This is a genomic window from Paenibacillus sp. FSL K6-0276 (assembly GCF_037977235.1).
Classification (GTDB): Bacteria; Bacillota; Bacilli; order Paenibacillales; family Paenibacillaceae; genus Paenibacillus_AQ.
Window position 1 is genome coordinate 6,032,301 of the sequence record NZ_CP150276.1, and the last position, 11,844, is coordinate 6,044,144.

Genomic DNA, 11,844 nt, shown 5'->3' on the forward strand with positions numbered 1-11,844 from the left:
CCTCCCGTTTACAACTAGTAACGTTAAACCTAGTATATCTGGTTACGTTACCTGCAAGAGATTTATGTGAAACAAGAAAGACCCATCTCCTAGGAGAGTGGGCTTCGAAATAAGGCATCCTTTATGGTTAGATACTTCGCCCTACTTATGATACGGTTCCCCGCGCTGGCTGAAGCGGCAAGTTTTGCAGAAGAACGAATTCGCGGGTCTTTGTCTCAGCTTCTTAGCAATAGTCTACTAAAGACTTGTCTAACACCCTAACTCTAACGATCCACCCGAATCACCGAGCGGATCGCTCTCATAGACCCTTATGAGGTACGCTTCAAATGGTATGTGCTTTTTTTCGGAGGTACCATTTTCATCACATGTTTGCTCTTTTTTTTGACCAGCTGCAGTTTCTTCTTTCTCATTTGTAGTGCTTTTTTCTTCTTTACATGTAGACGCTTGATCAGTTTTAACCGCTTTATTGAACGGTATTTGGCGCGGATCATTCTTTTCTTTCTCAGTCTCAATTTCAGTCTACGTCTTATCCGTAACCGTAACGATCTGCGGCGTTTCCATCTGTGCGGCTTTACGGGAATGTTCTCCGGGGCCGGGGCTACCACTTCAGGGACCGGGTTTTCCGGTAGCTGTATTGCTACAGGCTGAATTTCTGGAGCGGGCGGCTCAGGCGCGATGTTGGCCTGCTCCGGCTCGTAAACCGGCTCTGATGAAAGTTCTCTAGCCCACGGGGTCATGGCAAGGAATTTAGCGTATAGCGGTGCTGAGGGTGAATCGTTATCCCACCATTTGTTGTCCCCGGCGAAGTGAACAATTTTGTTCTCTAACTCGAGTTCAGCATGCGCGAACGTATTAAAGCGCTGATCCATTTGCAAATAGTTGGAGCTATAAACAGAATTCAGAACATCCTGATCAGGCATGGTCATCGTTGGATAGCTACGCAAGAAATGGAGCATTTCTTCATACCAGGTCTGTTTATTGCGGATATTGTCCAGATGAAACAGAATCACGCCTGAGTTAAAATACAGCTCTGCACTAAGGCCAAGTGAAGTAAAGTACTCCAGCAAATTTTGGCCTTGATCCAGCACTGCGCCCAAATACCGTTCTCCCAGGTCGATGCTCCACAATTCGTTAATATCCATATTGACCAAAATGTCGCAGTCCATATAAATAATCCTGTCGGTCTGAATAAATAGCGGAAGCAACAAACGGTACATACTAGCTATTGTCCAATAGTCGATCTTGTGCACGCCGGCAGCAACTTCATGCATATCCCCAGGAACTGTAACATGATAAAAAAAGATGTTGTGATGAAATAGATCCACCAACTGGCTGAGTTTACCCTTGTTTTCTTCACCTAAGGAATCATCATGCACAATGTGCACATTAATTGTTTGCTGGGTATTGGAAAAAATTGATGCCAGAACAACACCCGCATGCTCCGTGTAGCTCCCGTCTTTATCGTTGATCGTCAAAACCAACTCAATCATTTTCAAGGATCACCTACCCTTAAAAGTATTTTTGCATAGCCGCCTTATGCATTAGACTACTCTAAGTGTATGTGATTACCCCAGTGAATGGATTGGACTAATCCCCGGTACGGATCCGATTTAATTGTGAATCGTTCTGCCAGTCAGGACAGATTCTTGTAACCGTTGCACGATCTCCCAGGATATGACGGGCAGGCTGCTCCTGAATTTCTTGTTCAACCAGATGAACATCTGATCCAAAAACACTCCCCTCCGCATGAACATGGGACAACCACACCTGATCCGTCAAAATGCTATTGGTTAGAATGCAATGTTCGACGACGCTATTCGGACCAATATACACATGAGGTCCAATGATACTGTTCTTTACACGGGCGGTCGGATCGACCCTAACCGGAGGGATCCACTGAACCGAGGTGTTATTGCAGGACGGCATCACGACGTTCTTTGGATCATGGTCCATCTGGTACCGATTCGCCTCAAGCCAGCGTTCATGGGTTCCAATATCAAAAAAGGGTGCAGTCGCTATGCTGTACGCAACATGCCCGCCTTCTGAAATTACCCCTTGAATGGCATCCGTTAGCTCGTATTCACCCCGGGGTGAAGGCGTAAGTTTCTCAATGGCCGGCCAGATGGCTGCAGTCAAAGCATACACGCCGACAATAGCCAAATTCGATTTCGGGTCACGGGGTTTCTCTTCCAAATTGACGATCTTCCCCTCTTCAATCACGGCAATACCGAATTGACGGGGCTCATTGACCCGCTGAAGCAGTATCGAAGCTGCAGATTGATCTGCATCCAGTGATCGGATCAATGGCTCTAGATCACCTTCATACAAATTATCGCCAAGCATCAATAAAAAAGAGGAATCCTCCACAAAAGGCTGCGCGCTTTTGACCGCATCCGCCAGTCCCTTAGCTTCTTTTTGCAGCAGAAAGGTTAAAGTGGCCTTCCACCGCTCCCCATCCCCAATCATTTCCTGGATCTCTCCTTGCGAAGGGTTCACTACGATTCCAATATCGGTAATTCCGGCCGCAACGAGTTTGTTAATGATTGAGACAAGAATATACTCCCCGTTAACAGGCAGCATGCACTTTGGTTTGGTATAAGTCGAAGGCTGCAGTCTCGTCCCCCGGCCGGCGCACAAGATTAGTCCTTTCATAAACGTCCCCCCTACTCATTAAATTTGCAAACTGCGAGACTTGTTGCAAATAGCTATTATATACTTTATGCACAAGCTATTGAGAGAGCTTGGGTATATATTAAGCAGCAATAACCTATTAAACTATGATCCGGAAGGCATATATTCGTCATCCACTTTTTCTGATCATTAGATTAAAATACAAATGACCCGTAGGAGGGTCACTTTTTTAAAGTTTCCATCTTACGAGTCACGGTTTAGTTCAAAGCCTGCCGGGTTCTTTTTTATTCAGCTCATGCAACCGGTCATTGGAATGCTACGGTTAAAGTACATCTGCGATCAGATTGGTCATCATCTCTCTGCAAATTAGTCGCCAGCTTGGGTGGAAAGGTGTAGTTCCCTATACTTCGCTGGAGTAATTCCCCTCTTTCTTGCGAAAGGTAGCTACAAAGTGGCTAACATCATTGTAGCCTGCTAATAACGATGCTTCTCTAATCGCCACCACTGAGTGACAGTTTTGTTTGCAGCACTTATCATCTACAACTACAAAAAAGAATGGAGCGCTCCCTTGAGGGCCCACCCCTAAAAAAACTTGCCCCTACTTATGATACGGTTCACCGTATCATCTACAAAGCGAAATCAAAGAGGCTAACCTAAAAGATAACTAAACACATAATGGATCTGTTATTCACCTAAAAAAACAACAAAAGACCGATCCGTTATGTCATTAAGAATGACATAACAGATCGATCTGAACTAACACCTTATCGTATGCATCGGCTATTTCTAACTTTTATTTCGCTTGCATAAATCATTAAGAACTGACTGTATCTGGCCAGCGTAATGCATATGGATCTTTACTCTTGCAAGTTAATGGGCTAGTAAATAGACAAACGAATTACCCATCATCTTTTAATGCTATCTCGTGCTAGTGATTCGTCTTCATTGAGTTAATTAAACAATAAGGATTATCTATTAAGTGCTCAGAAACTACGTCCACAAAATCAGAAAATGCACATTGTGATACATACCCATTACCCATCGGTACCTTATAAAATTGATTTCGTTCCGTTAACCAGGTCTCTATAGGTTCTAAATTTAAACGAGGATCGAGTTCTAGATCGCGTGCAAAGAATTTATATGTACGCTTCATTTCCTCTCCATTATCAACATAGTTACCGCTGACAATTTTCCATTGTCGATATGGGACTTCTAAACGTTCCTCAACGTAATGAACTAGAGAGGCCGCCTGAATTGGTGCTCCAAGCAAGAGTACTTTTGCGCCAAGACCCAGCATTAGACCAAAAGCACCATTCGCATCAAATGAGGAACTAGTATCTGGAGTAGTAATCGTCTCAGCAAGTCGTCCAACCGCCGCGATTGACTGAAGTGGATGACAGCTTCGAAGGCCTTCAGGCAGTAGACGTACAACCTCTGAGAACACTCCCATTCCTTCGGATGAAGTTTGCTGACGATTATACGTCAATCCTTGTATAAATCCAAAGTTAAAAGTCGGGACTACAATTGTCCCTTCGCTCCCTAGATAGTCAAGTAACAGACGTAATAACTGGGCTGGTATCTCCTGAGGCTGACAGCCTTCCATCCTACCCAATTGAAACAAGGAGCTATGGACAAACACCATATCTCCGGAGTACACATTAGCTGCTTGTAAGGCTTGCAGAAAATCCTCATTCGTAAACTTTTTCATTTGGAAGCTCCCATTATAAACTTACGCATTTGGCATACCTCATATTCATAACCATTCTTGTTCCAGAAGTCACGTCCATTTTCATTTTGATAAAGTACCTGTAGCTCAATTGAATCTACCTGTTGCGCAACAAACCACTCCTCGACTCTACTTACGAGCTCACTCCCTATACCGTGTTTGCGCATATCCGAGTTCACAAAAACATGTGAAATAATACCGACTTTTTTTCCTCCTAAATAGTTAGGAAGCACTTTGATCGTCCCTTGTGCGAAACCAATTGAATCCTTCCCATTATGAGCTACCCAAACAACGCCAAACTTACCCAGCATTGGCAATATTGATTTTGACCACATTTTCTCACCACCGGGCACTAATGGGAGTAGCAGTCCGTTCTCATTCATATAAGCGTACATACGAACAAACAAATTTTCAGTTTGTTCTATTAATGGACCTGTAGCTAAAAGCTCAAGGTATTGAATGTTCTCCATGTGGCTAAAACCCCTTAATGCATTTGATAAATCCTGCAAGTTTTGTATACTGCTCAGGATCAGAATGCTCAAAGTCCATTTCCACTTCGAAGTTTTGCTCTACTTGAGCGACTAACTCTATAAAACCAATGGAGTCAATAACACCAGGTAGTAGTTGAAACGAGTCGGTAAAATCCCCACGTGTAATCCCGAAAAGTTCTAGTCTATCTTGTAAAATATTATATATATAATTTTCAACTTCTTCGTATTTTACGGTCATCATAATACCTCCAATTGTTTAATCAACTGTTTGCGATCAATTTTCCCATTTGCATTTAGTGGGAGCTCTTCAACAAAAAACAACTTCCTAGGTATCATATATTCAGGCAATTTTTTATGGCAATAGTTAAGTATTTCTAAGTAATTTGCTTCTTCTTCCTTTGGTAAAAAGGCATATACTCCCTCAGCCTTGTTATTATCTAACAGTAATGGAACCACAACCGCAAATGTGGCTCCAGTTGTAAGAAGAACATGCTCGATTTCCTGAATTTCTACACGGTAGCCCAATATTTGAAGTTGATTATCTTTACGCCCTAAGTAATATAGATTGTTCGATTCGTCACGCATCACAATGTCGCCAGTTCTATACCAAACTTTTTTGTTTTCATTAGGAAACGTTATATATGCTTGCTTAGTCTTCTCATCGTCGTTAAGGTATCCTCTAGTCACTTGCGTTCCAGATAAAAGTAATTCGCCTGCATTACCAACTAGCATTTCGCGAAGGTCCTCACCAATTATTCTCCACTCCTGTGTTGGAAAAACACGTCCAATAGGTACTAATCCTTGTACACATTCACTAGGAGAGTACCCCAAATCCCAATGATATTGTGATATTGCAATAGTTGCCTCAGTAGGACCATATAAATTTACTACAATCGAGTGGTTTGCTGCTTCCTGCCAAACCTCGGCAACACCTTGAGGAAGGGCTTCACCGCAAAAGAAACTATAACGAAGAGTTGGAAACACATTACCTTTAAGCAACCTTAGTTTTTGCATGAATATAGGGACTGATGGGACTGAGAACCAAACTGTCAGCTCCTGGTCCTTGATGAACTTTGCAGGTGACATTACCGCTTGTTCTGGAACTGTATGTAGACAGGCTCCACTCTCCCAACAAACGAACATATCATGTACACTGAGGTCGAAAGTCATGTCAAACATTTGAGAGAAGCGGTCAGTTTCATTGAAATGATACGATTTAATAAACTGCTGCAAATAGGAAGTTACATTACGGTGGCTAACTGGCACACCTTTTGGATTTCCCGTACTCCCTGAAGTGAACAACAGATAGGCTACCTTCTCAGGCTGGCATGATAACGGGCTCCACAACTCATTGCCTTCCTGCAAATTCTCTTTACCGAAGAATCGATGGTTGCAGTCTAACACATCAATTGGGATCTCTTTATGATCCATGAAGGGTACAATGATGTTAAGACGACGATTTACAAAGGGTATCAATTTCAAAAGGAGTTCAAATGCCTCAACTCCCACAATAATAGTCGTCACTTTTGAAGCTTCCAACATATAAAGTGTTCGCTCCAGAGGAAATTTAGGATTAAGCGGCACATAGCCACGTCCTGAGGTCAATATTCCCAAAATCCCTGAATAAGCAGTTAGGCTGCGTGCAGCAAACAAGGCCGCCATTTCTTGCTCTTCCCCCGCTTCAACCTTTTCTATTAATTGTGCCAGTTGTATTGCTTTGTCACCAAGTTGAGTATATGTGTAAACCTGATCTTGCACAACTAAAGCAGGCCTGTCATGAAAGCGTTCAGCTGATCTCCAAAAGCCAGCTCCTAACCAATCCTCTTTGGCACCTACACATGATATGTTTTGATTCATTGAATTGTCCTTTCTCGTACAAAAATTACGCACCGATAAAATCTACAATTGTAGGAGAATTAAGGTATCTTTAATAGGACTTAATCATCACTTGATAACAAATCATTCTCATATAGATTATCGACAATCTTGTAGAGCTCTTTTATTTTTACTTGAATAATATTACTTATTTGAATTAAATCCCGTTCCCCATCTGCATAAGCAATAAAGTTCATCATATCCCGAACTATTTTACCTGTTTCTTTAGTACTGAGGGTTGGATATAATCCCCTCTTTCCTAATTGAGGCTCCCCAAAACATTTAATTTTATATTTTGTGTTCTTTTCAATTAATTCAATGCATTCCTTATAGATTTCAAAACTTCCCTGTAAACCTTTCGCCGTAACAAGCTCCATATTATCTAATGACGTATGATATTCAGGGTACTCTCCAAATTTTGACCTCATAATGCTCGCTACAGGTAGATCTATGCCTGGACTGCAATATTGCCTTTCATCACTTCCACGTTCGAGATACGAATAGCTTATAAATTCCGGTTGAGACGATTTTAAAATATTTAATGCAACTCGATCCGCTAATGTATTTCCATTTCGTGAACAAAGATACGAATAGGCTCGTTCATCACCGACACACGAAATATTATATCCAGCAATAATATTTGCCTTCATAATTTCCATATTTCTACTTAGATAAGCTATGGATCCTATAGTTTCAGGGATAAAAATAATCCGATAAGTATATTTTCTGTTAGCACTCAAGATCCACTTGGCTAGTGATGTTGTAACAACAGGCCCCGATAACTCATTATTAGCCATAGATGGATGGCATACATATGTAGATAAGAATACCTCTTTTTCGCACTTTCCAGGAATAATTAACTCACCATAAGTTAGATTCCCTTCCTTCAATTCACTATCAATGTATACTCGGTATGTTTCATCCTTAAGTTGTTTTCTTTGGTTATAGGTTATACAAAATCCCCAACGTTCCTTATAATATGAAGTTATGTATGGTATTGCATCTGGTTGCTCTTCCAGTGAATATAAATGCTTTTGCAGTTCCTCCAGAGTGAGCTCCTTATTTACAGGGATGGAATAACTAACCAAATGTAAATTATTTTCTTGGAAATCAACTACTTTATTCCCGTTTTTATCCATTATATAGGCGTCTCTAACATTCCACTCCTTGGGAATCTCCCAATCAAATACTTTTGTTCCGGAAGGGATTTCATGAATGGTCAAAGGGATTTCTTCTTGAATTATTCTCAATGTTTCCCTAACGCCATTTCCAGTAATACTACGGCAGATTGGATATAATTTTTCCATCAACTTATACATGGATAGCCCTTCATTGCTGTTAAAATGTTCACTAGTTTTCACATTTATATCTCCTTTTCATTGTATTGCCTCAATACATATAGAAGTTGTCGATCTTTGAGATATAGAGTTCGTTATTCATATATTGTTATTACATTTACATGAATAATCCTCTATCACAATTTATCGATTTATTTCTATTATATAGTATAATCAACAGATTTCTATTTCCCGTAAATTAAAGATAATAGTTCTCTACCATTAAAGAAAGAGTTAGCATATTCTTTCCGAGAAACATTTTGGATAAGAACCATATAACACAGTCCGTATTTAATACTTTTCTACCCACATTAACGAATAAAACTTGATCCTACTTATGATACAATTCAGCTTTACGATTCTATTGGATAAAGGCAAACCGAGAAGACTTGGTGTAATTCTCGTTGGTTCAAGCCCATACTGCTCAGCCGAAAAACATCTCGGTATTTGTCACTTCGGAGCCCTCATTGGGCGGCACTTATGGATTAACTGCATTTGAATATGCACATTATCCAGGGTGACCCATCTGGCAATTTCAAAGCGGAGATGCCAGCGATGATATGTCGTATATTGCAAGGGCTGAACTTTATTTAGCTATAAAGCCAACCATCTGAGTCTATTTAGTGAAATGCTTCAACTTTGACAGACTTAATCAAAATTAGAGGCAGCATATTTATCGGTGGAATGCTCTATTTGCCATTCGTTCAGGATCCGCCCTTAGGCAATCTCCGCCATCGCCCGCTCCGTAGCCTACGCCATCGAGTAGACGGATGGTGTGAATGTAACCGAGCTTGTTATCAGACCAGCTTCGCAGCTTATTTAAGCGTCAGTTTAAACAACTCATCCATTACCAGTCCACAGGTGAAATAACACCTCAGTCTGATTCCACTCGGTCATTTGGTTTTTTATGAATAAAATTTCGCCTTACTTATGATACGGCTCACCGTAACATCTATAGGGCGAAATGAAGGACACCCCAACGGGTGTCCTTCACAATTAACATATTACAAAAAACAACTTCATGTGTAAGCGCTCGCAGCTAAATTTTAGTGCATTGAGAATTGTCCAAACCATTACATTAATTAGGATTCAGTTGTCCCCACTTTTCTTCGTAATAGCCTCATAAATTACAATGACTCAATCGAAGTACCCTCTGCTTTGATTTCATCTACAGCCTCAACGATAATTGCCTTAATCTCGTCCAATAAGTCACCAGAAGCAGTATCATACGAAATCCTAGGTTGAGGAATTACTTTTTCAAAAATGCTCCTACATTCGCTCACTCTTTGGAATGTAGATCCAGCCCCTCTAAAGTTATACGCCATAATCCATTGTGTATGGTTATCAATTTTCATCCGCTTGTAAATTAGCTCATCAATCTTATCTGAAATCAGACTAGACAACTTTTGCACAATTCTTGTTTTATCTTGATCAGGAATGGTGGCTGACCATGCTTTCGGAGTGTAAAGAAATTCATTTACCCTTTGCATTAAATAGCTAGCCAAGTCATCTGCTGGCTTCAAATCATTGTACTCGGCCAGTTTGGGCCAGTTCGCTAGGCGATTAGATAAGGCTTTAATACGCATCCAATGCTGTTTTGGAAATAAGGAAGCTCTCAGCCCGAAAAGCCCAAGCCACTTCTGCATAAAGAGCTCCTCTGTCTCGCTTATAACAAGAACTAGCCTTCCAAACTCATATTCGGGGAAGGAGTTATCCCCATTTGTGGAGTGTAGCTGTGTTTTACTCGATTTACTTTCCAAAGCTTCAATAAATCGATTCATTTCAGTGACAAGCTCTTCAGGTGGACTTTGAAGTTCGTTTGCATTAGGAAAGAAAAATGTTAGATCGGCAAGATGATCTCTCAATTGACGGATCATGCCTGAGTTTAAATTATAAGCTTCCTGCATAGCCTCAATGGCCCCGGTTTGAATACCCATCACATGATCAATTCGGTCTTCATCGTCAACCATGTTGGAACCTTGAACTTGATCAAATCGAGTATACGTAACCATTAATTTGTCCAACTGCCCTCGAGATACAGCCTCTCGCAGAATAACTTTTGGAATATCAAGCATTGGTTGAGTTGCGTTATCTACAAGTATGATTGCGTCAGACTCCTTGAATCGGGCAGTAACATCCATTGGGATACTCGTAGTAATGTTTGAGTCATGACCGATTCCCTCCCCGTCGATTAGCACCATTCGTGGAGAACTATCGTCCTCCCACCAACTTGGCTTAAACGGCCCTTGGAGACGGACCCCATTTACAATAGGTGCAAGTAATTGGCCAAATCTCCTTCCTTCGTTTCCTGCAAACCATCTCATTGTCTTTAGTATTTGCGCTTTATCCTCTGATTCGTGATACCAATATTCAGGCCAGCCTCGTGTATCCCGATACAATGAGCCACGGTCAATAACATCAAAGCGTTTTTTAATTAATACTAAGATGTGCTGTACCACATCATTAAAACGCTCTGTGTCCTCTCGAACCCAAACATCATAAAGAAGGTCAATAACCTCATCAATATCATCCCCTTCTGGGGGACATTGAGCCTTTGCCTCCTCCGCCAAAGACCGAACTTCATTAATTATATAGTCAAGATCCGCCTGTAACTCTTGTTGATCAGGATATGGAATCTCCTCCGACTGAGCAGAATCTTTTATATGAATACGGTTTGTTGTGCGAAATTGCCCCAAGAAGTAACTTAGCCGAAATCGTTGCTCAGGGTGAGATAATAGAGCTTTTGCTATAGTTTTTTCATTTTCTCCTAAAACGGCCCTTCTGAAAGCTTCCCATACACATTCTTCAATTAGTTTTATTGTTTGAGCTTGTGAATTAAATGTTACAACACCATACCATTTTCCCTCAGAGAATACGTACTCGGTATGGCAGGTTGTTGTTCGACTTGCAGAAATTGCTGGGAAACTGATCTCATCTGGTTCAGTACCTATCAACTGACGTATAACCGTTGTCTTTCCGGCCCCAGTAGTTCCAAGAAGCATAACTCGAGAGTAACCATCTTTGTGGTCAGGTAGTCTAATTTTCTTTTCCCTTAGATCCCATGGATCAAGTGTAAGTTCCTCTTCCATTTGACCGTAAAAAATATCAACTGACTTAGGGCTGAAATCTTTGGCCGCTCTCTTTTGCTCGCTTAGTGACCAATACGATTGATCAACCAATATCTGGTTTAGGTCATTTACAACAGCCTGAGACTCTTCTTCATTAACTCCGAGTCCCCGTCTGATCTTCCTTCCTTGTTTCCCTTCCCTGTCCTTCAGAACAGGATGTCTAAACTCAACTGCCCAGCTGTTCACTCCACTTTTTGTCAACCTTGCCGAATATGTAACCATCCGCAACCCTCCAATGTTCCTCACTGTTCCTCACTGTTCCTGTCTTTATTATAGGAACAACCAGGAACATTGTAAAGGGTTATTTTTCCTCTTTTGCTTTTGTTATTTCCTTCATGTCTCAGATTGAACTTACTGGCCACACCCTCACCCTCCAAGCAGAGGCAACTTTCCGCGCCCTATGAGCGGTTAAGGTAAAGATTTTGCATGTAAGGTAGAACAGCTATGGATAATTTAACCACATTTGGTCTAACAAAGAAATATAAATAGCTAGACTTGGTGTTTTGAGGGTGTATCCCTTCGTTAGGGTTACTGCACTTCTATCCACATCAACCGAGCATAACTTTTGTAATTAATAATCGCTACACTTCAGCGGTTTTTTAGCCATTCTAGAGCAAAAGAAAAAAAGGTACCTCTTAAGGTACCTTTAGTGAGCC

At 41.2% G+C, this 11,844-nt stretch carries 8 protein-coding genes; all 8 read right to left on the reverse strand.

Translation table 11 applies throughout. The features are described 5' to 3' along the window. Nucleotides 1-308 precede the first annotated feature (308 nt). The 8 genes from MHH52_RS28450 to MHH52_RS28485 all read right to left on the reverse strand — a co-directional run bounded on the left by MHH52_RS28450 (nt 309) and on the right by MHH52_RS28485 (nt 11,410). Nucleotides 309-1,490 (reverse strand): glycosyltransferase, encoded by a 1,182-nt coding sequence (locus MHH52_RS28450; RefSeq protein WP_340005819.1) that lies wholly within the window; start codon nt 1,488-1,490, stop codon nt 309-311. 97 nt (nt 1,491-1,587) lie between these two features. Further along, nucleotides 1,588-2,652 carry a sugar phosphate nucleotidyltransferase gene (locus MHH52_RS28455; RefSeq protein WP_340005821.1) on the reverse strand — a complete coding sequence of 355 codons (1,065 nt, stop codon included), beginning with the start codon at nt 2,650-2,652 and terminating at the stop codon, nt 1,588-1,590. A 907-nt stretch (nt 2,653-3,559) separates the two neighbouring features. After that, complete coding sequence (locus MHH52_RS28460; protein WP_340005823.1) at nt 3,560-4,339, reverse strand: AAC(3) family N-acetyltransferase; 780 nt, start codon at nt 4,337-4,339, stop codon at nt 3,560-3,562. Then, complete coding sequence (locus tag MHH52_RS28465) at nt 4,336-4,827, reverse strand: GNAT family N-acetyltransferase (RefSeq protein ID WP_340005824.1); 492 nt, start codon at nt 4,825-4,827, stop codon at nt 4,336-4,338. The genes MHH52_RS28460 and MHH52_RS28465 overlap by 4 nt, the downstream gene beginning before the upstream one ends. 4 nt (nt 4,828-4,831) lie before the next feature. After that, on the reverse strand, nt 4,832-5,089 hold the full coding sequence (locus MHH52_RS28470; protein WP_340005825.1) for an acyl carrier protein: 258 nt from the start codon (nt 5,087-5,089) through the stop codon (nt 4,832-4,834). Next, nucleotides 5,086-6,705 (reverse strand): AMP-binding protein, encoded by a 1,620-nt coding sequence (locus MHH52_RS28475; protein ID WP_340005827.1) that lies wholly within the window; start codon nt 6,703-6,705, stop codon nt 5,086-5,088. The genes MHH52_RS28470 and MHH52_RS28475 overlap by 4 nt, the downstream gene beginning before the upstream one ends. A gap of 80 nt (nt 6,706-6,785) precedes the next feature. Then, nucleotides 6,786-8,084: a DUF4910 domain-containing protein gene (locus tag MHH52_RS28480; protein WP_340005829.1), complete on the reverse strand. Its 1,299-nt coding sequence runs from the start codon at nt 8,082-8,084 to the stop codon at nt 6,786-6,788. Between the two features lie 1,103 nt (nt 8,085-9,187). After that, nucleotides 9,188-11,410: a hypothetical protein gene (locus tag MHH52_RS28485; protein ID WP_340005830.1), complete on the reverse strand. Its 2,223-nt coding sequence runs from the start codon at nt 11,408-11,410 to the stop codon at nt 9,188-9,190. Nucleotides 11,411-11,844 lie beyond the last annotated feature (434 nt).

What these genes read in the sequence shown, in the direction of transcription:
- MHH52_RS28450 (WP_340005819.1), bottom strand. Translation starts at nt 1,490, where the DNA reads ATGATTGAGTTGGTTTTGACGATCAACGATAAAGACGGGAGCTACACG.
- MHH52_RS28455 (WP_340005821.1), bottom strand. Translation starts at nt 2,652, where the DNA reads ATGAAAGGACTAATCTTGTGCGCCGGCCGGGGGACGAGACTGCAGCCT.
- MHH52_RS28460 (WP_340005823.1), bottom strand. Translation starts at nt 4,339, where the DNA reads ATGAAAAAGTTTACGAATGAGGATTTTCTGCAAGCCTTACAAGCAGCT.
- MHH52_RS28465 (WP_340005824.1), bottom strand. Translation starts at nt 4,827, where the DNA reads ATGGAGAACATTCAATACCTTGAGCTTTTAGCTACAGGTCCATTAATA.
- MHH52_RS28470 (WP_340005825.1), bottom strand. Translation starts at nt 5,089, where the DNA reads ATGATGACCGTAAAATACGAAGAAGTTGAAAATTATATATATAATATT.
- MHH52_RS28475 (WP_340005827.1), bottom strand. Translation starts at nt 6,705, where the DNA reads ATGAATCAAAACATATCATGTGTAGGTGCCAAAGAGGATTGGTTAGGA.
- MHH52_RS28485 (WP_340005830.1), bottom strand. Translation starts at nt 11,410, where the DNA reads ATGGTTACATATTCGGCAAGGTTGACAAAAAGTGGAGTGAACAGCTGG.